At 71.6% G+C, this 26,041-nt stretch carries 23 protein-coding genes and 1 pseudogene; 14 read left to right on the forward strand and 10 right to left on the reverse strand.

The annotated features are described in order from the left end of the window. Positions 1-65: 65 nt before the first annotated feature. The gene (locus tag EAO73_RS00135; protein ID WP_147969404.1) at positions 66-1,106 is read left to right on the forward strand and encodes an NAD(P)-dependent alcohol dehydrogenase; all 1,041 of its coding nucleotides are present in this window, start codon (positions 66-68) and stop codon (positions 1,104-1,106) included. A gap of 69 nt (positions 1,107-1,175) precedes the next feature. Here EAO73_RS00135 and EAO73_RS00140 read toward each other — a convergent pair whose 3' ends face one another. The 4 genes from EAO73_RS00140 to dhaK are packed head-to-tail and all read right to left on the reverse strand — an operon-like array spanning position 1,176 to position 3,736. Further along, complete coding sequence (locus EAO73_RS00140) at positions 1,176-1,667, reverse strand: NUDIX domain-containing protein (protein ID WP_147969405.1); 492 nt, start codon at positions 1,665-1,667, stop codon at positions 1,176-1,178. A 28-nt stretch (positions 1,668-1,695) separates the two neighbouring features. Further along, positions 1,696-2,106, reverse strand: a complete 411-nt coding sequence (locus tag EAO73_RS00145) for a PTS-dependent dihydroxyacetone kinase phosphotransferase subunit DhaM (RefSeq protein WP_147969406.1) — start codon at positions 2,104-2,106, stop codon at positions 1,696-1,698. Beyond that, complete coding sequence (dhaL, locus tag EAO73_RS00150) at positions 2,103-2,717, reverse strand: dihydroxyacetone kinase subunit DhaL (RefSeq protein ID WP_147969407.1); 615 nt, start codon at positions 2,715-2,717, stop codon at positions 2,103-2,105. Before dhaL ends, EAO73_RS00145 begins: the two co-directional genes overlap by 4 nt. Positions 2,718-2,743: 26 nt before the next feature. Continuing rightward, entirely contained in the window at positions 2,744-3,736 is a 993-nt protein-coding gene (gene dhaK, locus EAO73_RS00155; RefSeq protein WP_147969408.1) for a dihydroxyacetone kinase subunit DhaK, read from the reverse strand. Between the two features lie 147 nt (positions 3,737-3,883). Here dhaK and EAO73_RS00160 point away from each other — a divergent pair, with 147 nt between their 5' ends. Beyond that, a complete protein-coding gene (locus EAO73_RS00160; RefSeq protein WP_147969409.1) occupies positions 3,884-4,429 on the forward strand; it encodes a DUF1697 domain-containing protein in 546 nt (181 codons plus the stop codon). Between the two features lie 12 nt (positions 4,430-4,441). Here EAO73_RS00160 and EAO73_RS00165 read toward each other — a convergent pair whose 3' ends face one another. After that, positions 4,442-4,837: a TOBE domain-containing protein gene (locus EAO73_RS00165; RefSeq protein ID WP_018102867.1), complete on the reverse strand. Its 396-nt coding sequence runs from the start codon at positions 4,835-4,837 to the stop codon at positions 4,442-4,444. Positions 4,838-4,935: 98 nt separating this feature from the next. Between EAO73_RS00165 and EAO73_RS00170 the strand changes: the two genes are divergently transcribed. The 6 genes from EAO73_RS00170 (at position 4,936) to EAO73_RS00195 (ending at position 13,562) form a co-directional block, all read left to right on the forward strand. After that, a complete protein-coding gene (locus tag EAO73_RS00170) occupies positions 4,936-6,441 on the forward strand; it encodes an MFS transporter (RefSeq protein ID WP_147969410.1) in 1,506 nt (501 codons plus the stop codon). Between the two features lie 10 nt (positions 6,442-6,451). Next, positions 6,452-7,477 (forward strand): glutathione S-transferase family protein, encoded by a 1,026-nt coding sequence (locus tag EAO73_RS00175; protein ID WP_147969411.1) that lies wholly within the window; start codon positions 6,452-6,454, stop codon positions 7,475-7,477. Positions 7,478-7,577: 100 nt separating this feature from the next. Next, positions 7,578-9,797, forward strand: coding sequence for an NADP-dependent isocitrate dehydrogenase (locus EAO73_RS00180; RefSeq protein ID WP_147969412.1), 2,220 nt, complete (start codon positions 7,578-7,580; stop codon positions 9,795-9,797). A 174-nt stretch (positions 9,798-9,971) separates the two neighbouring features. Then, positions 9,972-11,702 carry a cytochrome c oxidase subunit I gene (gene ctaD, locus EAO73_RS00185; RefSeq protein ID WP_147969413.1) on the forward strand — a complete coding sequence of 577 codons (1,731 nt, stop codon included), beginning with the start codon at positions 9,972-9,974 and terminating at the stop codon, positions 11,700-11,702. Next, positions 11,699-12,067 (forward strand): hypothetical protein, encoded by a 369-nt coding sequence (locus tag EAO73_RS00190; RefSeq protein ID WP_147969414.1) that lies wholly within the window; start codon positions 11,699-11,701, stop codon positions 12,065-12,067. The genes ctaD and EAO73_RS00190 overlap by 4 nt, the downstream gene beginning before the upstream one ends. Positions 12,068-12,200: 133 nt before the next feature. Continuing rightward, entirely contained in the window at positions 12,201-13,562 is a 1,362-nt protein-coding gene (locus EAO73_RS00195; protein ID WP_147969415.1) for an NAD(P)/FAD-dependent oxidoreductase, read from the forward strand. Between the two features lie 34 nt (positions 13,563-13,596). Here EAO73_RS00195 and meaB read toward each other — a convergent pair whose 3' ends face one another. From meaB to mutA, 3 genes are read right to left on the reverse strand one after another with little or no spacing between them, the layout of a single operon-like run. Continuing rightward, the gene (gene meaB / locus EAO73_RS00200) at positions 13,597-14,595 is read right to left on the reverse strand and encodes a methylmalonyl Co-A mutase-associated GTPase MeaB (RefSeq protein ID WP_147969416.1); all 999 of its coding nucleotides are present in this window, start codon (positions 14,593-14,595) and stop codon (positions 13,597-13,599) included. Between the two features lie 11 nt (positions 14,596-14,606). Next, the gene (gene scpA / locus EAO73_RS00205) at positions 14,607-16,808 is read right to left on the reverse strand and encodes a methylmalonyl-CoA mutase (protein ID WP_147969417.1); all 2,202 of its coding nucleotides are present in this window, start codon (positions 16,806-16,808) and stop codon (positions 14,607-14,609) included. Continuing rightward, entirely contained in the window at positions 16,808-18,664 is a 1,857-nt protein-coding gene (mutA, locus tag EAO73_RS00210; protein WP_147969418.1) for a methylmalonyl-CoA mutase small subunit, read from the reverse strand. Before mutA ends, scpA begins: the two co-directional genes overlap by 1 nt. Positions 18,665-18,874: 210 nt before the next feature. On the opposite strand from mutA, the gene EAO73_RS00215 reads away from it, so the two are divergent. The 3 genes from EAO73_RS00215 (at position 18,875) to EAO73_RS00225 (ending at position 20,660) form a co-directional block, all read left to right on the forward strand. After that, complete coding sequence (locus EAO73_RS00215) at positions 18,875-19,288, forward strand: DUF6325 family protein (protein ID WP_147969949.1); 414 nt, start codon at positions 18,875-18,877, stop codon at positions 19,286-19,288. A 49-nt stretch (positions 19,289-19,337) separates the two neighbouring features. Then, entirely contained in the window at positions 19,338-19,628 is a 291-nt protein-coding gene (locus EAO73_RS00220; RefSeq protein ID WP_147969419.1) for an SHOCT domain-containing protein, read from the forward strand. Positions 19,629-19,856: 228 nt separating this feature from the next. Then, complete coding sequence (locus tag EAO73_RS00225; protein ID WP_147969420.1) at positions 19,857-20,660, forward strand: tyrosine-protein phosphatase; 804 nt, start codon at positions 19,857-19,859, stop codon at positions 20,658-20,660. An 83-nt stretch (positions 20,661-20,743) separates the two neighbouring features. Here the strand turns inward: EAO73_RS00225 and EAO73_RS35810 are convergent, their stop codons facing one another. Beyond that, positions 20,744-21,253 carry a hypothetical protein gene (locus EAO73_RS35810; RefSeq protein ID WP_224756122.1) on the reverse strand — a complete coding sequence of 170 codons (510 nt, stop codon included), beginning with the start codon at positions 21,251-21,253 and terminating at the stop codon, positions 20,744-20,746. Further along, positions 21,252-21,728, reverse strand: a pseudogene (locus EAO73_RS00235) (electron transfer flavoprotein subunit beta/FixA family protein); the annotation flags it as partial. The gene EAO73_RS35810 and the pseudogene EAO73_RS00235, both read right to left, overlap by 2 nt. A gap of 109 nt (positions 21,729-21,837) precedes the next feature. Between EAO73_RS00235 and EAO73_RS00240 the strand changes: the two are divergent. The 3 genes from EAO73_RS00240 to EAO73_RS00250 all read left to right on the forward strand — a co-directional run bounded on the left by EAO73_RS00240 (position 21,838) and on the right by EAO73_RS00250 (position 26,027). Beyond that, positions 21,838-22,590, forward strand: a complete 753-nt coding sequence (locus EAO73_RS00240; protein ID WP_147969421.1) for a TetR family transcriptional regulator — start codon at positions 21,838-21,840, stop codon at positions 22,588-22,590. Between the two features lie 118 nt (positions 22,591-22,708). Continuing rightward, positions 22,709-23,113 carry a hypothetical protein gene (locus EAO73_RS00245; protein WP_147969422.1) on the forward strand — a complete coding sequence of 135 codons (405 nt, stop codon included), beginning with the start codon at positions 22,709-22,711 and terminating at the stop codon, positions 23,111-23,113. A 193-nt stretch (positions 23,114-23,306) separates the two neighbouring features. Beyond that, on the forward strand, positions 23,307-26,027 hold the full coding sequence (locus tag EAO73_RS00250) for a cellulose binding domain-containing protein (protein WP_412074554.1): 2,721 nt from the start codon (positions 23,307-23,309) through the stop codon (positions 26,025-26,027). The last annotated feature ends 14 nt before the right edge of the window (positions 26,028-26,041 follow it).

Here is a 26,041-nt window from a genome sequence, read left to right on the forward strand (position 1 = left end):
GGACAACGGGGGTTTCGGGGGGGGGCAGCTCAGGAGTCACAGCCACAGAGGTCGAGGAGGACCCCATGAAGGCAGTCCAGTACCGCGAGATCGGCGCCGCACCCGAGGTCGTCACCGTGCCCGACCCCGAACCGGGCCCCGGACAGGTCCTGCTCAAGGTCACGGCGGCGGGCGTCTGCCACTCCGACATCGCCGTAATGAGCTGGCCCGCGGACCAGTTCCCGTACCCGCTGCCGCTCACCCTCGGCCACGAGGGCGTAGGCACGATCGCCGCGCTCGGAGACGGCGTCAGCGGCCTGGAGACCGGCCAGTCCGTCGCCGTCTACGGCCCCTGGGGCTGCGGCACCTGCATCAAGTGCGCCGAGGGCAAGGAGAACTACTGCCTGCGCGCCGCGGAGCTGGGCATCAACCCGCCCGGCCTCGGTTCGCCCGGCGCCATGGCCGAGTACATGATCGTCGACGACCCGCGCCACCTGGTGCCCATCGGCGACCTCGACCCGGTACGGACCGTGCCGCTCACCGACGCCGGCCTCACCCCGTACCACGCCATCAAGCGCTCCCTGCCGAAGCTGGTGCCCGGGGCCACCGCCGTCGTCATCGGCACCGGCGGTCTCGGCCACGTGGCCATCCAGCTGCTGCGCGCCCTCACGTCGGCCCGCGTCATCGCCCTCGACGTCAGCGAGGACAAGCTCGCCCTCGCCCGCACGGTCGGCGCCCACGAGGCCGTCCTGTCGGACGAGCACGCGGCGGACCGCATCCGCGAACTGACGGGCGGCATCGGCGCCCAGGTCGTCCTGGACTTCGTCGGGGCCCAGCCGACCGTCGCCACGGCGGGCGCGGCCGCCGCCATCGACTCGGACGTCACCATCGTCGGCATCGGCGGAGGAGCGCTGCCCGTCGGCTTCGGCGTCCTGCCGTTCAACACGACGGTCACCGCCCCGTACTGGGGCTCGCGCTCCGAACTGGCCGAGGTGCTCGACCTCGCCCACGCCGGCGCCGTGGACGTCCACGTCGAGACCTACACGCTGGACGAGGCACCGCTCGCCTACGAGCGCCTGCACGCCGGCAAGATCAACGGCCGGGCCGTCATCCTCCCGCAGAGCTGACCCGCCACGAGCCTCCGTGGCCGCCGCGGGCCGCCGCACGCTGCGGCGGCCCGCGGCGCCGTGTCCGGCTCAGTCGCCGCCCTCCGCCAGATGCTCGCGCAGCCGGTCCAGGAAGACGCGCTGGCCCTTGACCAGCCGCTCGGCCGCCGCCTCCGGCGTGCACCAGGCGAACCGGTCCATCTCCGGGAACTCCCGCCGCTCCCCGGATCCGCGCGGCCACTCCATAGTGAACGTACCGGGCACCGCGCTCGCCGGGTCGATGTCGCCCTCCAGCGCCCACACGGTCACCGTCTTCCCGCTGGGCTGACGGGCCTCGCCGAGCGCCACCCATGCACTCTCCGGCGGCGGGTGGCCGAACTCCTCCTCGAACTCCCGCCGCGCCGCCGCCCCGGGCTCCTCGTCCGGCTCGTACTCGCCCTTGGGCACCGACCACGCGGCCTCCTCGCGGCCCGTCCAGAACGGACCACCCATATGGCCGATGAGCACTTCGAGCCCGTGCCCGGCACCGGTGCGGAACAGCAGGAGCCCGGCGCTGCGGCGGGGGTTCTTCCTGGCGGTCATACAGTCAAGTGTGCGCGGCGCCCGGCCGCTACGCCTTGCGGTAGTCGTACGCCTCCGAAGCCGCCGCCTCCACCGCGTCGAGATCGCCGCCCGCCGACGCCGTGACCACCGCGGCCACCGCGCCCTCCACGAACGGGGCGTCCACCAGCCGCGCCCCGGCGGGGAGTTCGTCCCCCTCGGCGAGCATCGCCTTGACCGTGAGCACCGCGGACCCGAGGTCGACGAGCACGGCGACTCCCGCCCCGGCGTCCACCGACCGGGCGGCCTCGGCGATCAGCTCCGTACTCGTCCCGAGCCCGCCCGCCTGCGTGCCGCCCGCCGCGGCCACCGGAGCCGTCGCCCCTCCCGCCGCCAGCCCCCGGGCCAGCTCCGCCACGGACTCGGCCACCGGCCCGCTGTGCGAGACCAGCACGATGCCCACCTGCGCGTCCGTGTTCACGCTTCGCCCCCGGCCGTCTCCTCGGTGCCCGCCAGCGCGGCGATCAGCAGTGCGGACGATGTGGCCCCCGGGTCCTGGTGCCCGATGCTCCGCTCGCCCAGATAGCTCGCCCTGCCCTTGCGCGCCTGAAGCGGCACGGTCGCCTCCGCCCCGGCCCGCGCCGCGTCCCGGCCCGCCGCGAAGGAGGTCCCGAGCGCGTCGACGGCGGGCAGCAGCGCGTCGAGCATCGTCTTGTCACCGGCCTGCGCCCCGCCCAGCTGGGCCACGGCCGCGACGCCCTCACCGAGCGCCCGCGCCAGGTCGGCGGGGGACACGGCGGGGGCGTCGCCCAGTGCCTTGCCCGTACGCCGCAGCAACGTCCCGTACAACGGGCCCGAGGCACCGCCGACCGTCGAGATCAGCTGCCGTCCGGCCAGCATCAGCACGGCCCCCGGGGTCTGCGGCGACTCCTTCGCCAGGGCCGCCGACACCGCGGCGAACCCGCGCTGGAGGTTGCTGCCGTGATCGGCGTCCCCGATCGCTGAGTCCAGTTCGGTCAGGTACGCCGCGTCGCGGTCGACGAGACCGGCGGCCGCGGTCATCCAGCGGTGGAAGAAATCGGCGTCGAGCACATGATCTCCTAGGTCCGTCACGCGGATCAGCGTCCCCAGCGCAGCGCCGGTGTCTCGACCGGCGCGTCCCACAGCCGTACCAGCTCCTCGTCCACCTGGCACAGCGTCACCGAGCAGCCCGCCATGTCCAGCGAGGTCACATAGTTGCCCACGAGCGTACGGGCCACCACCACACCCCGCTCCCGCAGGACCCGGTGCACCTCGCCGCCGAACCCGTACAGCTCCAGCAGCGGGGTCGCACCCATGCCGTTGACCAGGGCGAGCACCGGTCCGTCGGGGCGCAGGTCGTCCAGAACCGCGTTCACGGCGAAGTCCGCGATCTCCCGCGAGGTCATCATCGCCCGCCGCTCACGGCCGGGTTCGCCGTGGATGCCGATGCCGAGTTCGAGTTCGCCGGCGGGCAGGTCGAAGGTGGGGGAGCCCTTCGCGGGGGTGGTGACGGAGCTGAGGGCCACGCCGAAGCTGCGCGAGGACTCGTTCACCCGGCGGGCGATGGCGGCGACCCGGTCGAGCGGGGCGCCCTCGCCGGCCGCCGCGCCCGCGATCTTCTCGACGAACAGGGTGGCGCCCGTGCCCCGGCGCCCGGCGGTGTAGAGGCTGTCGGTCACCGCGATGTCGTCGTCGACGAGCACCTGCTCGATCCGCAGCCCCTCCTCGTCGGCGAGCTCGGCGGCCATCTCGAAGTTGAGGACGTCCCCGGTGTAGTTCTTGACCACGAACAGCACGCCCTCGCCGCTGTCCACGGCGGCCGCCGCCCGCACCATCTGGTCGGGCACCGGCGAGGTGAACACCTCGCCCGGACACGCCGCCGACAGCATCCCGGGGCCGACGAACCCGGCGTGCAGCGGCTCGTGCCCCGAGCCCCCGCCGGAGACCAGGGCCACCTGGCCCGCCACGGGCGCGTCCCGGCGGACGACGACCCGGTTCTCCACGTCCACGGTCAGCTCGGGATGCGACGCGGCCAACCCGCGCAACGCGTCGGCCACCACGGTTTCGGGGACGTTGATCAGCATGCGCAACGGAATCTCCCAGGAGAGCTGTCGGACCCGGACGGCGTGAACCGTTCCCACCGTAGGCGGTGATCACGCCGCTGCGAAGACGGCGGGGCTACGCTGTCGCCGTCCGCCGCAGCCCGCAGTCCCTCCCGCATGAACAGGTGATCGGATTTGCTGTACATCGCACTGCTCCGAGGTCTGAACGTGCCGGGCCGCTCCGTGAAGATGGAGCGCCTGCGCGGTCTCTTCACCGAGCTGGGACTGGCGTCGGTACGCAGCTACATCCAGAGCGGCAATGTCTTCTTCGAGTCCGACGAGACGGACCGGCCGGCGCTCGCCGCCCGCATCGGGGACCACCTGGCGCAGGCGCTCGGGTACGACGTCGCGGTGTGCCTGCGTACGGTCCCCGAGCTGGAGGCGCTGATCGCACGCGACCCGTTCAAGGACGTCACGGTCACCGACGACATCCGCCAGTGCGTCGTGTTCACGACCGAGCGCATCGACCCGGACCTGGCGCTGCCGATGCTCTCCCCGAAGAAGGACATGGAGATCATCGGCGCGGCCGACCACGAGGCCTTCGTCGTCTGGCACCTGATCAACGGCAGGCCGCCGGCCGCCAAGGGCTTCCAGGAAAGCGTCCTCGGCCGGGACGCGACGACCCGCTTCTTCCACACCGTGGCGAAGATCCTCGCCGCCGCCAGGAAGGGCGCGGCCTGACCCGCCGCCCCGTCAGGCGCGGTCGATGTGCACGCTGGTCGACTTCACCCGGGCGGTGGCCTGCACGCCGACCTCCAGGCCCAGTTCCTCGACCGCCTCCCGGGTCAGCAGGGAGACCAGCCGGTGCGGGCCCGCCTGGATCTCGACCTGCGCGGCCACATCGCCGAGCTTCACGGCGGTGACGATGCCCGCGAACGCGTTGCGCGCGGAGGTGTACGACACCTCTTCGTCACCCGCGCCGTTCTGCGCGACCTCCACCGAGAACGCCGCCAGATCGCGGCCGTCGATGAGGCGGCGGCCGCCCTCGTCGCGGTGGGTCGCGACGCGCCCCGCGTCGGCCCAGCGCCGGGCCGTGTCGGGGCTGACGCCCAGGAGCCGGGCCGCCTGCCCGATCGTGTAGGACTGCATGCGCCGTACCCTAACCGGCCCCGCCCCCGCGCCGTCCCGCACGGCCGGGTGGACCAGCCGGGATGAGGAATCACGGTGTGGGTCCTAGGGTGCCAACCATGGCAGACAGCGCGGCGGACCGGGGTCCTGCGGGACGGGACGCGGACCCGGGGTCCGGGCACGACACGCCCGACCCGCGACGGTGGCAGGCGCTCGCCGTCTGCCTCGTCGCGGGCTTCATGACCCTCCTGGACGTCTCGATCGTCAACGTCGCACTGCCCTCCATCAAGGAAGGACTGCACACCCCCGAGTCCGACCTGCAATGGGTCCTGTCCGGCTACGCCCTGGCCTTCGGCCTGTTCCTCATCCCGGCCGGAAGGCTCGGCGACGCACGCGGCCGGCGCGCCGTGTTCATGGCGGGACTCACGCTCTTCACGCTGTCATCCGCCGCCTGCGGAGCCGCCCAGTCCAGCCTCTGGCTGGTGATCGCCCGACTGGTCCAGGGGCTGGCCGGCGGCATGGTCTCCCCGCAGATCTCCGCGCTCATCCAGCAGATGTTCCAGGGCCGGGAACGCGGGCGCGCCTTCGGCATGTTCGGCACGGTGGTCGGCATCTCCACCGCCGTCGGCCCGCTGCTCGGCGGTCTGCTGATCCAGGCGGCCGGGGCGGAGGAGGGCTGGCGCTGGGTCTTCTACGTCAACCTGCCGCTGGGACTCGTCTGCCTCCTGCTGGCCCGCCGCCTGCTGCCCGACACCCCGTCGGCCGGCGCGGTCCGGCTGCGGGACCTCGACCCGCTGGGCGTACTGCTCCTGGGCACCGGAGTCCTGGCCCTGCTGCTGCCCTTCGTCCAGTCCCGCCAGTGGCCCGGCAACGACAAATGGCTGCTGCTGATCCTGGCCGTCGCGCTGCTCGCCGCATTCGTCGGCTGGGAGGCCCGGTGCGGCCGCCGCGGCACCCAGCCCGTCGTCGACCTCCGGCTCTTCACCGTGCGCTCCTACTGGCTGGGCTGCCTGCTGATCCTGCTGTACTTCGCGGGATTCACCTCGATCTTCTTCATCACCACGCTCTACCTCCAGAGCGGCCTGCACTACACCGCCCTCCAGGCCGGCCTGGCGATCACCCCGTTCGCCCTGGGCTCCGCCGTCGCCGCGAGCCCCGGCGGCCGGCTCGTCGGCCGCTTCGGCCGTCCCCTCGTCGTCGTCGGACTGGCCGCCGTCGCCCTCGGGCTCGGGGCCACCGCGCTCGCCGTCCACCTGGTGCCGGGCCGGGGCGCCGGCTGGGCGATGGCGGCCCCGCTGCTGTTCGCGGGGCTCGGCAGCGGCCTGGTCATCGCCCCCAACCAGACCCTGACCCTCTCCGAGGTGCCGGTGGCCACCGCGGGCAGCGCCGGCGGCACCCTGCAGACCGGTCAGCGCGTCGGTTCCGCGATCGGGATCGCCGCCGTCGGTGCGGTGTTCTTCGCCCAGGTCGGCGGCGACGGCTGGTCCGACGCGTACGACCACGGGCTCGTCGTCTCCGTCGCCTTCGTCGTCGCCGCCCTGCTCGTCGCGCTCGCCGACGTGGGCGGCGCCCGCCGGGGCAGAAGCCGTACACAGCACTCCGCACCACCCGCAGCCGCCTCGTAGGGAGAACGCGATGAACGACTCCGCCGGCACCGAAGGCAACAGCTCGTACGGGCACAAACCCTTCAAGCGCTCCCGCAGCCACTTCGCGGACCGCATCACCGCCGACGGCCGCGACGGCTGGCCCGTCGAGGCGGACCGCTACCGGCTCGTCGTCAGCCGCGCCTGCCCCTGGGCCAGCCGCGCCCTCGTCTCGCGCAGGCTCCTCGGCCTGGAGGACGCCCTCTCGCTCGCCGTCACCGACCCGCTGCAGGACGACCGCAGCTGGCGCTTCACGCTCGACCCGGACGGCCGGGACCCGGTGCTCGGCATCCGCTACCTCAGCGAGGCCTACGACGCCCGGGAACACGACTACCCGGGCGGCGTCAGCGTCCCCGCGATCGTCGACGTGCCCAGCGGCAAGCTCGTCACCAACGACTACCAGCAGATCACGCTGGACCTCGCCACCGAGTGGACCGCCCTGCACCGCCCCGGCGCGCCCGACCTCTACCCCGAGCCGCTGCGCGCGGAGATCGACGAGGTCATGGAGGGGATCTACCGGGACATCAACAACGGTGTGTACCGGGCCGGGTTCGCGGACGGCCAGGACACGTACGAGGAGGCGTACGAGGCGCTCTTCCGCCGGCTTGAGCAGATGTCCGAGCGGCTCGCCGACCGGCGCTACCTCGTCGGCGACACGATCACCGAGGCCGACATCCGGTTCTTCACCACCCTGGTGCGCTTCGACGCCGTCTACCACGGCCACTTCAAGTGCAACCGCCGCAAGCTGTCCGAGGACCCGGTGCTGTGGGCGTACGTCAGGGACCTCTACCAGACCCCCGGGTTCGGGGACACGGTCGACTTCCACCACATCAAGCAGCACTACTACCGCGTCCACACCGGCATCAACCCGACCGGCATCGTGCCCGCGGGCCCCGACCTCTCCGGCTGGCGGGCTCCGCACCACCGCGAGCAGCTCGGCGGCCGCCCCTTCGGCGACGGAACCCCGCCCGGACCGGTGCCGGCCGGCGAGGAGATCCCGCCGGAGCACCGCCCGTAGGACGGGTTCCGGCCGGTGTGGGCAGGGCCCTGTCGAAGCGGCGCCGCTCACGAGATATCTTGATGTCAAGCAATGTTGCAGACGTAGAGCGGAGCACAGGGTGACTGACTCGACCATCATCTATACACACACCGACGAGGCCCCGGCCCTGGCGACGTATTCGTTCCTGCCCGTGATCGAGGCCTACGCCTCCAAGGCCGGCGTCACCGTCGAGAGCCGGGACATCTCCCTCGCGGGCCGGATCATCGCCGGCTTCCCCGACCGCCTGCGGGAGGACCAGCGGATCGACGACGCTCTCGCCGAGCTCGGCGCCCTGGCCACCACTCCCGGGGCCAACATCATCAAGCTTCCGAACATCTCGGCCTCGATCCCGCAGCTGAAGGCCGCGATCGCCGAGCTCCAGGCCCAGGGCTACGCCCTCCCGGACTACCCGGACGACCCGCAGACCGACGAGGACAAGGACGTCCGCGCCCGTTACGACAAGGTCAAGGGCAGCGCCGTCAACCCGGTCCTGCGCGAGGGCAACTCCGACCGCCGCGCCCCCGCCTCGGTCAAGAACTACGCCAAGACCCACCCGCACCGCATGGGCGCCTGGACCGCCGACTCCAAGACCAACGTCGCCACCATGGGCGTCGACGACTTCCGGTCCACCGAGAAGTCCGCGGTCATCACCGAGCCGGGCAGCCTGCGCATCGAGCTCGCCGGTGACGACGGCACCACCACCGTCCTGCGCGAGTCCGTACCCGTCCTGGCGGGCGAGGTCGTCGACGCCTCCGTCATGCGCGTCGCCGCCCTGCGCGAGTTCATCACCGCCCAGATCGCCCGCGCCAAGGCCGAGGGCGTCCTGTTCTCCGTGCACCTCAAGGCCACGATGATGAAGGTCTCCGACCCGATCATCTTCGGCCACGTCGTACGCGCGTTCTTCCCGAACACCTTCGCCGAGTACGGCGACGTGCTCGCCGCGGCCGGCCTGACCCCGAACGACGGTCTGGGCGGCATCCTCAAGGGCCTGGAGACCCTGCCCGAGGGCGCGAAGATCAAGGAGTCCTTCGAGGCCGAGCTGGCCGAGGGCCCCGCCCTCGCCATGGTCGACTCCGACAAGGGCATCACCAACCTGCACGTCCCGAGCGACGTCATCGTCGACGCCTCCATGCCGGCCATGATCCGCACCTCCGGCCACATGTGGGGCCCGGACGGCAACGAGGCCGACACCATCGCCGTCCTCCCGGACAGCAGCTACGCCGGTGTCTACCAGGTCGTCATCGACGACTGCCGCGCCAACGGCGCCTTCGACCCGGCCACGATGGGCTCGGTGCCCAACGTCGGCCTCATGGCGCAGAAGGCCGAGGAGTACGGCAGCCACGACAAGACCTTCGAGATCCCCGCCACCGGCACCGTCCGCGTCGTCGACGCCGCCGGCAACGCCGTGCTGGAGCAGGCCGTCGGCGCCGGCGACATCTTCCGCATGTGCCAGACCAAGGACCTGCCGATCCAGGACTGGGTCAAGCTCGCCGTCACCCGCGCCCGCGCGACCGGCAACCCGGCGGTCTTCTGGCTGGACGAGGACCGCGCGCACGACGCCCAGCTCATCGCCAAGGTCAAGACGTACCTCGCCGAGCACGACACCGAGGGTCTGCAGATCGAGATCATGACCCCCGAGAAGGCCACCGCCTTCTCCCTGGAGCGCATCCGCCGCGGCGAGGACACCATCTCCGTCACCGGCAACGTGCTCCGTGACTACCTGACGGACCTCTTCCCGATCCTGGAGCTCGGCACCAGCGCGAAGATGCTCTCCGTCGTCCCGTTGATGAACGGCGGCGGCCTCTTCGAGACGGGCGCCGGCGGCTCCGCGCCGAAGCACGTGCAGCAGCTCGTCAAGGAGGACTACCTGCGCTGGGACAGCCTGGGCGAGTTCCTCGCCCTCGCGGTCAGCTTCGAGCACCTCGCGCAGACCACGGGCAACGCACGCGCCCAGGTCCTCGCCGACACGCTGGACCGCGCCACGGCCACGTTCCTCAACGAGGACAAGTCGCCCAGCCGCCGCCTCGGTGGCATCGACAACCGCGGCAGCCACTTCTACCTGTCCCTGTACTGGGCCCAGGAGCTGGCGCAGCAGACCGCCGACGCCGACCTCGCCGCCGCGTTCGCCCCGCTCGCCAAGACGCTGGCCGAGCAGGAGCAGACCATCGTCGACGAGCTGATCGCGGTCCAGGGCAAGCCGGCCGACATCGGTGGCTACTACCAGCCCGACCCGGCCAAGGCCGCGGCCGTCATGCGTCCGTCCGCGACGTTCAACCAGGCGATCGCGAGCCTCGCCTGACCTGACGCGCACCCGACGCCCCGGCACGGCCTCCGCCGCGCCGGGGCGTCGCCGTGTCCCTCACCCCCCTGATGGGTGAATGTCGCGGCCCGGCGGGTGCCGGGCCCGGCTACGGGGCCGCTTCGCTGCTTTGCTGCATCCGGTAACACGGCTGACAAGCGAAGGAGCCGCCCCGTGACGACGACGGGCACAGCAGGTACGGCGGAGGACGAGGAGGCGTACGCCAACGAGCTACCGGTGCGCAGCAGGGAGCGCGGCAACGTCGTCATCCGGTGGGCGACCACCACCGATCACAAGACGATCGGCACGCTCTACCTGGTCACCTCGTTCGCGTTCTTCCTCTTCGGCGGTCTGCTCGCGCTCTTCATGCGCGCCGAACTGGCCAGGCCCGGCATGCAGATCATGTCGAACGAGCAGTTCAACCAGGCGTTCACGATGCACGGTACGATCATGCTGCTGATGTTCGCGACGCCGCTGTTCGCCGGCTTCACGAACTGGATCATGCCGCTGCAGATCGGTGCGCCCGATGTGGCGTTCCCGCGGTTGAACATGTTCGCGTACTGGCTGTACCTCTTCGGCTCGCTCATCGCGGTGGCCGGCTTCCTCACCCCGAACGGCGCCGCCGACTTCGGCTGGTTCGCCTACTCGCCGCTGACCGACGTGGTCCGCTCGCCCGGTGTCGGCGGTGACCTGTGGATCATGGGTCTGGCCTTCTCCGGCTTCGGCACGATTCTCGGTTCGGTCAACTTCGTCACCACGATCATCTGCATGCGCGCCCCCGGCATGACGATGTTCCGCATGCCGATCTTCGTCTGGAACGTCCTGCTGACCGCCGTGCTGGTGCTGCTGGCGTTCCCGGTGCTCGCCGGCGCACTCCTGGCGCTGGAGGCGGACCGCAAGTTCGGTGCCCATGTCTTCGACGCGGCCAACGGCGGCGCGCTGCTCTGGCAGCACCTCTTCTGGTTCTTCGGGCATCCGGAGGTGTACATCATCGCCCTGCCGTTCTTCGGCATCGTCACCGAGATCATCCCGGTGTTCAGCCGCAAGCCGATCTTCGGCTACATCGGCCTGGTGGGCGCGACGACCGCCATCGCCGGGCTCTCGATCACGGTGTGGGCCCACCACATGTACGTCACCGGCGGCGTGCTGCTGCCGTTCTTCTCGTTCATGACGTTCCTCATCGCGGTGCCCACCGGGGTGAAGTTCTTCAACTGGATCGGCACGATGTGGAAGGGCTCCTTGTCCTTCGAGACACCGATGCTCTGGTCCGTCGGCTTCCTCGTCACGTTCCTCTTCGGCGGCCTGACCGGGGTGATCCTGGCCTCCCCGCCCCTCGACTTCCACGTCTCGGACTCGTACTTCGTGGTCGCGCACTTCCACTACGTCGTCTTCGGCACGGTGGTGTTCGCGATGTTCGCCGGGTTCCACTTCTGGTGGCCGAAGTTCACCGGCAAGATGCTGGACGAGCGGCTGGGCAAGATGACCTTCTGGACGCTGTTCGTGGGCTTCCACGGCACGTTCCTGGTGCAGCACTGGCTGGGCGCGGAGGGCATGCCGCGGCGTTACGCGGACTATCTCGCCGCGGACGGCTTCACGGCGCTGAACACGATCTCGTCGATCTCCTCGTTCCTGCTCGGCCTGTCGATGCTGCCGTTCCTGTACAACGTGTGGAAGACCGCGAAGTACGGCAAGAAGATCGAGGTCGACGACCCGTGGGGCTACGGCCGCTCGCTGGAGTGGGCGACCTCCTGCCCGCCGCCGCGGCACAACTTCGTCACCCTGCCCCGTATCCGCTCCGAATCCCCGGCGTTCGACCTGCACCACCCCGCCGTACGGGAGCTGGAGGAGGCCGCGACCCGGCCCCACACCTCCGCGACGGTGGCGCCGGGGGACAAGCAGGCGTGAGCGGCGAGGAGAGGCGGGCGGCGGGCGGACCGGACACCGAGAGCGCCCGCGGGCTGGCCCAGATGGAGGGATACCTGCTGTGGAACGCCGAGGTCGAGCAGGCGCACCGGCTCGCCCGCCGCTTCACCGACCAGCTGCCCTGGCTCACGACCGCCCAGCGCGAGGACGTCGAGCGGGTCTACAGCGCGGAGCGCACCGCCGAGTCCCGGGCGATGTTGGTGCGGATCTCCGCCCGCGCCCTGCAACTGCGCGGTGAGTACACCGAGCGCTACCGCAGGCTCCGCGCCCGCTGCGTCGCCGCAGCCGTGCTCTGCGCGGGCGCGGCGGGCGGCGCCTGCGGTGTGCTGGGCTATCTGGCCCGATGACGCGCGGCGGTCGTCCGTTCTGCCGTCCCAGCAGGCGCACTCGCACCCCGGTCGTGAAGATGAGAGGTGACGGGCGCGTGTGACGGGGCAGGCGAACGGACGACCGTGCAGACCCCCAGAAGGGACGATCACTGTGGCACGACCCAGGATTCTCGTAGTCGGAGCCGGTTTCGCCGGGGTCGAGTGCGTACGCCGTCTGGAGCGGGGGCTGCGGCCCGGAGAAGCGGACATCGCCCTCGTCGCCCCGTTCTCGTACCAGCTCTACCTGCCCCTGCTGCCCCAGGTGGCGTCCGGGGTGCTGACTCCGCAGTCCGTCGCGCTGTCGCTGCGCCGCAGCAGCCGACACCGCACCCGCATCATCCCTGGCGGCGCCATCGGAGTGGACCCCGCGGCGAAGATCTGCGTGGTCCGCAAGATCACCGACGAGATCGTGAACGAGCCGTACGACTACCTCGTCCTCAGCCCCGGCAGCGTCACCCGGACCTTCGACATCCCCGGCCTCCTCGACCACGCGCGCGGCATGAAGACGCTGGCCGAGGCCGCCTACGTACGCGACCACGTGATCGCGCAGCTCGACCTCGCGGACGCCAGCGACGACGAGGAGGAGCGCGCCTCCCGGCTCCAGTTCGTCGTGGTCGGCGGCGGCTACGCCGGCACCGAGACCGCGGCCTGCCTCCAGCGCCTCACCACCAACGCGCTGCGGCACTACCCCCGCCTCGACCCGAAGCTCATCAAGTGGCACCTGATCGACATCGCGCCCAAGCTCATGCCCGAACTCGGCGACCGGCTCGGCGCCAGCGCCCTCAAGGTGCTGCGCGACCGGGGCATCGAGGTCTCGCTCGGTGTGTCGATCGCCGAGGCGGGGCCCGACACCGTGAAGTTCACCGACGGCCGGGTGCTGCCCTGCCGGACGCTGATCTGGACCGCCGGGGTCGCCGCCAGCCCGCTGGTGGGCACCTTCGACGCGGAGACCGTCAAGGGCCGGCTCGCCGTGACGCCCGAGATGGTGCTGCCCGGCCACGACGGCATCTTCGCGCTCGGCGACGTGGCCGCCGTGCCCGACCTGGCCAAGGGCGACGGCGCGGTGTGCCCGCCCACCGCCCAGCACGCGCAGCGCCAGGGCCGCAAGCTCGCCGACAACCTCCTGGCGAAGCTCCGCAATCAGCCGTTGCAGCCCTACGTCCACAAGGACCTCGGGCTCGTCGTGGACCTCGGCGGCAAGGACGCCGTCTCCAAGCCGCTCGGCATCGAACTGCACGGCATCAGCGCCCAGGCCGTGGCCCGCGGCTATCACTGGTCGGCGCTGCGCACCAACGTGGCCAAGGCCCGCGTCATGGCGAACTGGCTGATCAACGCCACCGCCGGCGACGACTTCGTACGCACCGGCTTCCAGATGCGCAAGGAAGCGACCTTGCGCAACTTCGAGTACACCGACAGCTATATGACCCCCGAACAGGTCCGCAAGCACACCGAGGCCCTGCACGCCCGGATGTGACCCGGGCGCCGGGCCCGGGTCACCGCCCGGCGGCTCAGTCCGCCGGGCGGGTGCCCCGGAACGCGGCGAGGATCTCCTCGGCGGCCAGCGTCGCCGGCAGCGTCCCCTCCCGCACCCGGCGCTCCAGATCCGGCGCCAGCGCCCGCACCCCGGCATGGGCGCGCAGGCTCTCCAGCAGCTCGTCGCGCACCATCGTCCAGGTCCAGTCGACCTGCTGTTCGCTGCGTTTGGCGGCGAGCCTGCCGGTCGACTCCAGCAGCGCCCGGTGCTGTTCCAGCCGTTCCCACAGCGCGTCGAGACCGGTCGACTCGCGTGCGCTGCACGTCAGCACGGGCGGCGTCCACGCCGCGTCCGCCGGGTGCATCAGCCGCAGCGCGCCCGCCAGTTCACGGGCCGCGGCGCGCGCGTCGCGCTCGTGCGGACCGTCGGCCTTGTTGACCGCGATGGCGTCCGCGAGCTCAAGGACGCCCTTCTTGATGCCCTGCAACTGGTCGCCGGTGCGCGCCAGGGTCAGCAGCAGGAACGTGTCGACCATGTTGGCGACCGCCGTCTCCGACTGGCCGACGCCGACCGTCTCCACCAGCACCACGTCGTAGCCCGCCGCTTCCATCACCACGATGGACTCACGGGTCGCCTTCGCCACCCCGCCCAGCGTGCCCGCGGTGGGGGAGGGGCGCACGAAGGCCGCCGGGTCCACCGCCAGGCGCTCCATCCGGGTCTTGTCGCCGAGGATGGAGCCGCCCGTACGGCTGGACGACGGGTCGACCGCCAGGACGGCGACCCCGTGCCCCAGCCCGGTGAGCATGGTGCCGAGCGCGTCGATGAACGTCGACTTGCCGACCCCGGGCACTCCGCTGATGCCGACGCGCCGTGCGTGGCCCGAGTGCGGCAGCAGCCGGCGCAGCAGCTCCTGCGCCAGTGCCCGGTGGTCGGGGCGGGTGGACTCGACGAGGGTGATGGCGCGCGCGATGTGCGCGCGCTTCCCGTCGAGCACGCCCTTCACATAACTGTCGAGATCGATCCTCGGGGCCATGGTTCAGCGGCTCACAGCTCGTGGCCGAGAGCGGAACCGAGCCGCGTCACCAGGTCGTGGGCCGCCTCCGGGATCACCGTCCCGGGCGGGAACACGGCCGCGGCGCCCGCCTCCAGGAGCGCGTCGACGTCCTGCGGCGGGATCACCCCGCCCACCACGATCATGATGTCCTCGCGCCCCTCGGCGGCCAGCTCCTCGCGGAGCGCCGGGACGAGCGTGAGGTGGCCGGCGGCCAGCGACGAGACGCCCACGATGTGCACGTCCGCCTCGACCGCCTGCCGGGCGACCTCGCCCGGCGTCTGGAACAGCGGGCCGACGTCCACGTCGAAGCCCAGGTCGGCGAAGGCGGTCGCGATCACCTTCTGGCCCCGGTCGTGCCCGTCCTGGCCCATCTTGGCGACGAGGATGCGCGGACGGCGCCCCTCCGCCTCCTCGAACGCGTCGACCAGCGCGCGGGTGCGGTCCACGGACGGCGACTCCCCTGCCTCGTTGCGGTACACACCGGAGATCGTACGGATCTGGCCCGCGTGCCGGCCGTAGACCTTCTCCAGGGCGTCCGAGATCTCGCCCACCGTCGCCATCGCGCGGGCCGCGTCCACGGCCAGCGCCAGCAGATTGCCCTCCAGACCGGGACCGGGGTCCCGCTCGGCGGCGGCGGTCAGCGCGCGCAGTGCGTCCTGGCAGGCCTGCTCGTCCCGCTCCTCGCGCAGCCGGCGCAGCTTCTCGATCTGCTGGGCGCGCACCGAGGTGTTGTCGACCTTGAGCACGTCGATCTGCTCGTCCGTCTCGACCCGGTACTTGTTGACCCCGATCACCGGCTGGCGGCCGGAGTCGATGCGTGCCTGGGTGCGGGCGGCGGCCTCCTCGATGCGCAGCTTCGGGATGCCCGCGTCGATGGCCTTGGCCATGCCGCCGGCCGCCTCGACCTCCTCGATGTGCTGCCAGGCCCGCCGCGCCAGGTCGTACGTCAGCTTCTCCACGTACGCGCTGCCGCCCCACGGGTCGATGACCCGGCCGGTGCCGGACTCCTGCTGGAGAAGCAGCTGGGTGTTGCGGGCGATGCGCGCGGAGAAGTCCGTCGGCAGGGCCAGCGCCTCGTCGAGCGCGTTGGTGTGCAGCGACTGGGTGTGGCCCTGGGTGGCGGCCATCGCCTCGACGCAGGTGCGCGTGACGTTGTTGAACACGTCCTGCGCGGTCAGCGACCAGCCGGAGGTCTGCGAGTGCGTCCGCAGCGACAGCGACTTGGCGTTCTTCGGCTCGAACTGCTGCACCAGCTTGGCCCAGAGGAGCCGGGCGGCGCGCAGCTTCGCGATCTCCATGAAGAAGTTCATGCCGATCGCCCAGAAGAATGACAGCCGGGGCGCGAAGGCGTCGACGTCGAGCCCCGCGTTCTGCCCGGCGCGCAGGTACTCCACCCCGTCGGCCAGGGTGTACGCCAGCTCCAGATCGGCCGTCGCCCCGGCCTCCTGGATGTGGTAGCCGGAGATGGAGATCGAGTTGTAGCGCGGCATCTTCTGCGAGGTGTACGAGAAGATGTCGGAGATGATCCGCATCGAGGGCTTCGGCGGATAGATGTAGGTGTTGCGGACCATGAACTCCTTCAGAATGTCGTTCTGAATGGTCCCGGCCAGCTTCTCGGGCGGTACGCCCTGTTCCTCGGCGGCCACGATGTACAGCGCGAGGACCGGCAGCACCGCGCCGTTCATCGTCATCGACACCGACATCCGGTCCAGCGGGATGCCGTCGAAGAGCTGACGCATGTCGTAGATCGAGTCGATCGCCACACCCGCCATGCCGACGTCGCCCGTCACCCTGGGGTGGTCACTGTCGTAACCGCGGTGCGTCGGCAGGTCGAAGGCGACCGACAGGCCCTTCTGCCCGGCCGCCAGATTGCGGCGGTAGAAGGCGTTGGACTCCTCGGCGGTGGAGAAGCCCGCGTACTGCCGGATCGTCCAGGGCTGGTTGACGTACATCGTCGGATACGGACCGCGCAGGTACGGCGCGATGCCCGGGTACGTGCTGAGGAAGTCGAGCCCCTCCACGTCCCGGTCGGTGTACAGCGGCTTGACCGCGATGCCTTCGGGCGTCTCCCACAGCAGATCGCCGTCGGAGCTGCCGGAGGACTCCTTGACCGCGGCGCGCCACTGGTCCTCGGTGACCTCGGGGGCGCCGCCCGGCCCGAGCGCGATGTCGGAGAAGTCGGGGATACGCATTACGCCACACCCATCCGGTCGAGAAGGGAAGAGAGCACGTCCACCGCGTCGCAGCCGGCGAAGACGTACGCGTCGACACCGTCGTACGCGGCGGGCCGCCCCGCCAGGTACACGCGCCGCGCGCCCGCCGCGACCAGCGCCGCGGCGACCTCCGCGGCCTGTTCGGCGTAGAGCGCGTCGCTGGAGCACAGGCACGCCACATCGGTCCCCGAGGCGGCGAACGCCTCGGCCACCGTCAACGCGTCCACCCGCGCCGGCTTGTGCACGGCCTCGATCCCGCCCGCCTGGAACAGGTTCGCGGCGAAGGAGGCCCGCGCGGTGTGCGCCGCCGCCGGGCCGAGCGCGGCGATGAACACCTTCGGCCGGCCGCCGGTCGCGGCCAGGTGGGCGTCCGAGCGGAGCCGCAGCGCCTCGAACGCCTCGTCGCGCCGCACGACCGGAAGCCCGCCGCCCACGGGGGCCGGCGGCAGCGGCTCGCGCTCCACCGGACGTTCGTCCAGCAGCGGGAACTCGCTCACTCCCGTCACCGGCTCCTTGCGCCGCGCCAGGTCCTTCTTGCGCGCCTCCCAGGTCGCCGCGATCCGCTCCGCGACGAGCCCCGAGTCCTGCGCGGCGGCCATGCCGCCCGCCCGCTCGATCTCCTGGAAGAACGACCAGGCGGCCTCCGCGAGTTCGTCGGTGAGCCGTTCCACGTACCAGGAACCGCCCGCCGGGTCGATGACCCGGGCCAGGTGCGATTCCTCCAGCAGGATCGTGGAGGTGTTACGGGCGATGCGCCGGGCGAACGCGTCGGGCAGGCCCAGCGCGTGATCGAACGGCAGCACCGTCACCGCGTCGGCCCCGCCGACGCCGGCGCCGAGACTCGCCAGCGTGGTCCGCAGCATGTTCACCCACGGGTCGCGCCGCGTCATCATCACCGGCGAGGTGACCGCGTGCTGCCGCTGCGCTCCCGCACCGGGAGCCCCGCAGGCCTCGGCGACCCGCGCCCACAGCCGGCGCGCGGCCCGCATCCGGGCGATCGTCAGGAACTGGTCGGCGGTCGCCGCGTACCGGAACTCCAGCTGCGCGCAGGCCTCTTCGACGCCGAGCCCGGCATCCGTCAGCGCCCGCAGGTAGGCGACACCGGTGGCCAGCGAAGCACCCAGCTCCTGGGCCGCCGAAGCGCCGGCCTCGTGGTAGGGCATCGCGTCCACCACGATCGCCCGCAGTCCCGGGTACTCCTCGGCGCACCGCAGCGCCCACCGGACGGCGTCCGCCAGGTCGGGCTCGGTGCCCTCGCGGGCCGCCCGCCCCAGCGGATCGGCGCCGAGACTGCCCCGCACCTGGTCCGCCGGGACACCGCGCGCGGTGTGCAGCCGCAGCAACTCGGTGGCCGCGGCGTCCAGTTCCGCGCCCGCGTCCAGCACGAGGGGCGCGAGGTCCAGAAGGACGCCGTCGAGCGCCCGCTCCAGACCGGACACCGGCACGCCACAGGCGCCCCCGACGGCCAGCCACAGCGAGGTGACGCCGTTCTCCAGGTCCGTGAGCACGGCCTCGTTGAGCCGGGCGGGGTCGGTGAACGCGTGCCGCTGCCGTACGCCCCAGCCGCTCGCCGTACACCCTTCCGGCCTGCTGCCGCGGGTGAAGGGGGCGAACCCGGGGAGACCGGCGTCGGGCGCGTCGTCGCGCGAGGTGTAGAGGGGGCGGGTGATGAGCCCGTCCTCCACCGTGGTGGACAGCGCTTCCTCGGCAGCCGGTCCCGACACGTCCTTGCCCGATTTGCGGAGCACACCCTCGACGAGGCTCTGCCACTGCTCATGGGCGGGGTCAGGGAATCCGGCGGCCAGCGAAAGCCCGTCAGCAGGCTGGACCGTCATGGCCCAGATGCTAGGACAGCTCCAGGGGGAGCAGCAGTGCGCCGGCCTGTGACCTTGCACTCCCCCAGCGCACTTGATCCTTTACGTACTGTCGCGTAGCCGAGGACCGGTGCTTTGCGATGGTCTGCCACAGTGCGCCACTGAATGCCCGAAGTTATGCTGCTCACGATCCATTCACGCGGAGAGGACACACCCGTGACCGTGGGACCCGTGGAGTACCTCGTCGTCGCCTTTCCGGGCAGCCGGTTCACCGGCGCCATCGCACCGGCGCTGGCCGACGCGGTCGCCTCGAAGGCGGTACGCATCCTGGACCTGACCTTCGTGCAGCGGGCCGAGGACGGCACGATCGAGGCCGTCGAACTGGACGATCTCGACCCCGACGACCTGGTCTCCTTCGAGCCGGTCGAGGGCGAGGTCAGCGGCATGCTGAGCAGCGAGGACATCCGGATGCTCGGCGAGCGCGTGCCGCCGGGGAGCTCCGCCGCGCTGATCGTGTGGGAGGACCTCTGGGCGGTCCCGCTGGCCGAGGCCGTGCGCGCGGCGGGCGGCCAGGTCATCGCCCACGAACGGATTCCCGCCGAGGTCGCGGAGGCCGCCGCCTCCGCCGCCGGCCACGAGAGCTGACGCCCGCACCGGAAGGGAACACGTCATGCCGATCTTCCGAGGACCCGGAATGAACCGCCGCGGACCCGGCCTCATCGGGGCCGCCGCGCGCACCGCCGTCGTCGCGGGCACCGCGTCCGCCGTCTCCGGGCGCGTCCAGCAGCGTCAGCAGGCCAGGTTCGCCGAGCAGGAGGCCGCCCAGCAGCCGGTGCAGCCCGCCCCGCAGCCCGCCGCACCACAGGCCGCCGTGCCCGGCGACGACGTGATCGGGCAGCTGGAGCGGCTGGCCGCGCTGAAGCAGCAGGGCATCCTGACCGACGACGAATTCGAGGCCCAGAAGGCGCGGCTGCTGGCCGGGTGAGGACGGGGCTTCGTCCCCCTCACCGGCCCATTTCCGTTGTACCGATTCTCGCGAGCGCCCGGCCCCGCAGTGCCGAAAAGGGCCTGCGTACCGCGAGTCCGCGGTCTGCCCGCGCCCGATCGATGATCCCCGGCGTTTTACTTTGTCGATGTGACGACATCATGCGACTTTTGATCCGGCCAGGCCGAAATCAATTCGGATACGCGCCGGGAAAAGAGGAAATCCATCGTGCAAACCGTCAGGGCAGTCCCGACCGTCTCCGCCCTCAATCTGCGCGATCTGGGAGGCATCACCCTGGGGCCGGGCCGGCAGGTCCGGCAGGGCGTGGTGCTGCGCTCCGGCCGGCTCGGCGGCCTGGACCCGGTGGACGCCGCGGCCGTGGCCGCGCTCGGCATCCGTACCGTCGTCGACCTGCGGACCGCCGACGAGCGCGGCTCGGCCCCCGACGCCCTCCCGCCCGGCGCCCGGCTCTTCGTGGCCGACGTGCTGGGGGACAACCCCGGCGTGACCCCCGCCCGCTTCCGCGCGCTGCTCGCGGACCCGGTCGAGGCGGAACGGCTGCTGGGCAACGGCAAGGCCGAGGAGGCGGTCGCCCAGTCGTACCGGCAGATGGTGCTCTCGCCCGGGGCCGCCGCCGCGTACCGCGCCTTCATCGACACGGCCGCCGACACCGCCGCGCGGCCGGTGCTCTTCCACTGCGCGACCGGCAAGGACCGCGCGGGCTGGGCGGCGGCCGTGCTGCTCCTGGTCCTCGGTGCCTCGCGGGACGTCGTGCGGCAGGAGTTCCTGGCCGTGAACCCGGTCCTGCGGATCGCCGGACGCCCGTATGTGCAGGGCTTCCTCGACGCCGGTGGCGACCCGGAGATCGCCTCCGCGATCATCGAGGTCCGCCCCCGCTATCTGGACACGGCCCTGGCCGCCATGGACGAACGCTGGGGCGGCCTGGACGGCTACGTACGCGACGGGCTGCGCGTCCCCGGGCCCACGCTGCGGCGCCTGCGCGGCGAACTGGTCGTCTACACGGGCTCGTAGCGGCCGCACAGCCCGCTGCCCCCGGCACACGTGCGGTGCCGGGGGCAGCGGGCGAAGGGGGTGGCAGGCCCGCGCTGTGCTCCTCAGATCTTCAGGAGCCGTTCGGTCAGGTCGCGGTAGTGCTGAAGGGTGATCCGCAGCTCCTCGGTCCGCGCGCCGGGGTCGCCGCCGTCCCGCTCTTCGACGTGCAGGGTGCTGCGGCGCTCCTTGAGCGCGTCCGTCAGGCCGGCGACCACCGCGTCGAACGTGGATTCCGCTTCCTCCACCGCCCGCTGAGGACTCTCGACGAAGTCGGTCACCGCCTGATGGAGGCGGTGGGCCAGCTTGTCCTGGTCACCGGTCGGGAGCAGGCACTCGTCCTTGCGGGGTGCACTGTGCGCGCGGCTGTCGCGGTCCGGCTCGTGCCGGGACGTCGTCGTACCGAAGGTGCCGGTGCCGGAACCGCTGCCGGTGTCCGTGTCGCGGGACTCGGCGCCCGGCGCCGCGAGTCCGGTGCCTGTGCGGCCCGTGTCCGTGCGTCCGGTGTCCGTGTCGCGGCCGGTGTCCTTCTCGGCCAGGGGCACGGGGGCGGTGGCCGGGGGAGTGGAGGGCACGCCCCCGCACCACACCACCCTCGACGGACACCTGCGACAGCAACGTCACCTGCGGCACACCCAGCCGCTCCGCCAGCAGCGCCGGAACCACACCCATCGTGCCGTCCGTCGACGCCATACCCGAGATCACCAGGTCGTACCCGGTCTCCTCGACCGCCTTCGCCAGCACCAGCGACGTCCCCAGCGCGTCCGTACCGTGCAGATCGTCGTCCTCGACGTGAACCGCCTTGTCCGCACCCATCGACAACGCCTTGCGCAACGCGTCCTTGGCATCCTCCGGACCCACCGTCAACACGGTGACCTCCGCATCATCCGCCGCGTCCGCGATCTGCAACGCCTGCTCGACCGCATACTCGTCCAGCTCCGACAGCAGACCGTCGACATCCTCACGGTCCAACGTCAGGTCATCGGCGAAATGCCGGTCACCGGTCGCGTCGGGCACGTACTTCACAGTGACAACGATCCTCAAGCTCACGCCGGCTCTCCCTGTACCTGGTGGTCTTCTACGGGAATCCTATGGCACTCAGTACCCTTCGTAAAGGTACCCAGTGCCGGATGACTGCTTTCGGTGTTACGTTTCCGGCATGACCGAAGACCGGCGGCCGGCCAAGAAGCCCCCCATGCGTGACGTGCTCGCCGAGGCGGCCTTCGCGCTGTTCCTGGAGCGCGGGTTCGAGCGGACCACGGTGGACGACATCGTCGCTCGGGCGGGGGTGGGGCGGCGCTCGTTCTTCCGCTACTTCCCCTCCAAGGAGGACGCGGTCTTCCCGGACCACGAGCGGTGCCTCGCGGACATGACCGCGTTCCTGGGCGCGGCCGAGGACGGCGACCCGGTCTCCACGGTGTGCGACGCGGCCCGGCTGGTGCTGCGGATGTACGCGGAGAACCCCGAGTTCTCCGTCCAGCGCTACCGGCTCACCCGCGAGGTGCCGGGGCTGCGCACGTACGAGCTGTCCGTGGTGCGCCGCTACGAGCGGACCCTCGCCGGCTATCTGGACCGGCGGTGGGCCGACGACCCGGCCGCCGGCCCGGACGCCTCGCTGCGCGCCGAGGTGATCGCGGCCTCGGTCGTCGCCGCGCACAACAACGGGCTGCGGTCCTGGCTGCGTTCGGGCGGCGAGGGCGACGCGGGCGCCGAGGTGGACCGTGCGCTGGAGCTGGTCCGCGCGGTGTGGAGCGAGGCGGGGGAACGCCCTGCCGCGCCGGTCCCGGTGCTTTCGGCGCCGCCCGGGACGGTGGGCGTGGGCGACGACGAAGTGATCGTCATGGTCGCCCGCAAGGGCGCCCCGATGTGGCGCGTGGTGCAGCACATCGAGTCCGCGCTCGGCAGCGCCTGAGGCCCCCGCGCACACTTTGCGGCACTCAGTGCCTTTACTCCTGGAACTAAGTGCCATACGGTGCCGGTGTGCCGTCGCCGAAGGTGCGGCGTACCGAGTCGAGCGCGGGAGGCGGAACGTGTTCAGTACCGGAATCGACGTGGTGGGGCGGCCGGCCCGCGAGGCGGTGGAGCCGCACAGTCAGGAAGGGCTCGTCTATCAGGTGTGCCGCTGGTGCCACACCGCCTCCTTCCGCAAACTCCTGTGCCCCGTCTGCGCGTCGAGCGACCTCGAATCCGCGCACAGCGACGGTTACGGGGTCGTCGTGCGGTCCAGCGTGGTGAACCGCTACTCGCGCGTGATGCGCAACGAGTCCCTGGTCCGCTTCCCCGAGGGCTTCGTCTACCGCTGCCGCATCGTGGGCGCGGCCCCCCACCTGGTGAACGTCGGCGACCGGGTGCGCCCGGCCGGCGGCCGGACCTCCGTGGCCGGCGAGGTCGTGCTCGAACTCTGCGACCCGCCCGGGTCGTCCGGCTGGTACTGAGCAGGCCCGGGGCCGCCACCGGCCCCGCACGCGTCGCCCTCACGCCCTCACGAGTCATCCGATGAACTTTGCGCCCGCCCTTCTCCCGGAGGGGCGGCGCCGCTACCATCGGGACGCGAAATGGGAGCGCTCCCACATCCGTTCACGCCCTTAACCGCCTTTGCCGGCGGTCCTGTTCGGAGGAGACGTTTCCGTGCGCAGAAGCGCAAGACCCCTCGCCGCCCTGGTGGCGGCGCTCACTCTCACCGCCGGGCTGTTCGCCGCCGGTGCGCCGGCGGCGGCGCGGGATAGTGACGCCACCACCACCGCGCAGGCATCCGATGTGTCCCTCGCGGCGGACACGTACGACTGGAAGAACGTCCGTATCGACGGCGGCGGGTTCGTCCCCGGGATCGTCTTCAACCGGTCCGAGAAGAACCTCGCCTACGCCCGCACCGACATCGGCGGCGCCTACCGCTGGGACCAGTCGGGCAAGCGGTGGACCCCGTTGCTCGACTGGGTGGACTGGGACCACTGGGGCTGGACCGGGGTGGTGAGCCTGGCCTCGGACTCCGTCGACCCGGACAACGTGTACGCCGCCGTGGGCACGTACACCAATGACTGGGACCCCACCAACGGCGCGGTCCTGCGCTCCTCGGACCGGGGCGCCAGCTGGAAGGCGAGCACGCTGCCGTTCAAGCTCGGCGGCAACATGCCGGGCCGGGGCATGGGTGAACGCCTCGCGGTCGACCCGAACAAGAACTCCGTGCTCTACCTCGGCGCGCCCAGCGGCAAGGGCCTGTGGCGGTCCACCGACTCGGGGGTCACCTGGTCCGAGGTCACGGCCTTCCCCAACCCGGGCAACTACTCCCAGGACCCCACGGACACCAGCGGCTACGGCAACGACAACCAGGGCATCGTCTGGGTGACGTTCGACGAGCGGACCGGGAGCGCGGGCAGCGCGACCCGGGACATCTACGTCGGCGTCGCCGACAAGGAGAACACCGTCTACCGCTCCACGGACGGCGGGGTCTCCTGGTCGCGGATCGCCGGGCAGCCGACCGGCTACCTGGCGCACAAGGGCGTACTCGACTCCGAGAACGGCTACCTCTACCTGACCCTGAGCGACACCGGCGGCCCGTACGACGGCGGCAAGGGGCAGATCTGGCGGTACACCACCGCGACGGGGGAGTGGAAGGACGTCAGCCCGGTCGCCGAGGCGGACACCTACTACGGCTTCAGCGGGCTCACCGTGGACCGGCAGCACCCCGGCACGGTCATGGCGACCGCCTACAGCTCCTGGTGGCCGGACACCCAGATCTTCCGCTCCACGGACAGCGGCGCGACCTGGACCCAGGCCTGGGACTACACCAGTTACCCCAACCGCTCCAACCGCTTCACCCAGGACGTCTCCTCGGTGCCCTGGCTGACCTGGGGCGCCAACCCCTCGCCGCCGGAGACCACACCCAAGCTGGGCTGGATGACGGAGGCGCTGGAGATCGACCCGTTCGACTCGAACCGCATGATGTACGGCACCGGCGCGACGGTCTACGGCACCGAGAACCTCACCAACTGGGACTCCGGCAGCCAGTTCAGGATCACCCCGATGGTGAAGGGCCTGGAGGAGACCGCCGTCAACGACCTGGCCAGCCCGCCGTCCGGGGCGCCCCTGCTCAGCGCGCTCGGTGACATCGGGGGCTTCCGGCACACCGACCTCGACGCCGTGCCGGACATGATGTTCACCTCGCCCAGCCTGACCTCCACCACGAGCCTCGACTTCGCCGAGAGCAGCCCGAACACGGTGGTCCGGGTCGGCAGCGCCGACGCCGCCCCGCACATCGGCTTCTCCACGGACAACGGCTCCAACTGGTTCCAGGGCTCCGAGCCGTCCGGGGTGACCGGCGGCGGCACCGTCGCGGCGGCGGCCGACGCGAGCGGCTTCGTCTGGAGCCCCGAGGGGACCGGGGTGTACCACACGACCGGGTACGGGAGTTCGTGGTCGGCGTCCACCGGGATACCCCAGGGCGCGACGGTCGAGTCGGACCGCAAGAACCCGAAGAAGTTCTACGGGTACAAGGCCGGCACCTTCTACGTCTCGACGGACGGCGGCGCGACGTTCACGGCGAAGGCGTCGAGCGGTCTGCCCGCCGAGGGCAACGTCCGCTTCAAGGCCGTGCCCGGCACCGAGGGCGACATCTGGCTCGCGGGCGGCAGCGCCACGGGCGCGTACGGCCTGTGGCACTCCACCGACTCCGGGGCGACGTTCACCAAGCTGACCGGCGTCGACCAGGCGGACGCGGTGGGCTTCGGCAAGGCGGCCGCCGGGGCCTCGTACCGGACGCTCTTCGTCTCCGCGAAGATCGGCGGGGTACGCGGCATCTTCCGGTCCACGGACGCGGGCGCCACCTGGACCCGTATCAACGACGACGCCCACCAGTGGGGCTGGACCGGCGCCGCGATCACCGGTGACCCGCGCGTCTTCGGCCGGGTCTACGTGTCCACCAACGGGCGCGGGATCCTGTACGGCGACTCCTCGGACGGCGACGGCGGCACCGACCCCGGTACGGACCCGGGCACCGACCCCGGAACCGATCCCGGCACCGGCCCCGGTGACGCCGCCTGTTCGGTGACGTACAAGGTCACCAACCAGTGGTCCGGCGGCTTCCAGGCCGAGGTGACGCTCACCAACACCGGCACCGCCGGGCTGGACGGCTGGAAGCTCGCCTGGACCTTCCCCGACGGGCAGAAGGTCGGCCAGATGTGGAACGCCACGCCCACGCAGGACGGGGCGAAGGTGACGGCCGCCAATGTCTCGTGGAACGGCAGGGTCGCTCCCGGCGCCTCCGCGGGCTTCGGCTTCACCGGCACACTGACCGGCGGCAACACGGCACCGGGCGCCTTCTCGCTGGGCGACGAGGTCTGCGCCACCGGCTGACGTGGGGTGCGGGG

The sequence above is a fragment of the Streptomyces sp. col6 genome (assembly GCF_008042035.1).
Lineage (GTDB): Bacteria > Actinomycetota > Actinomycetes > Streptomycetales > Streptomycetaceae > Streptomyces.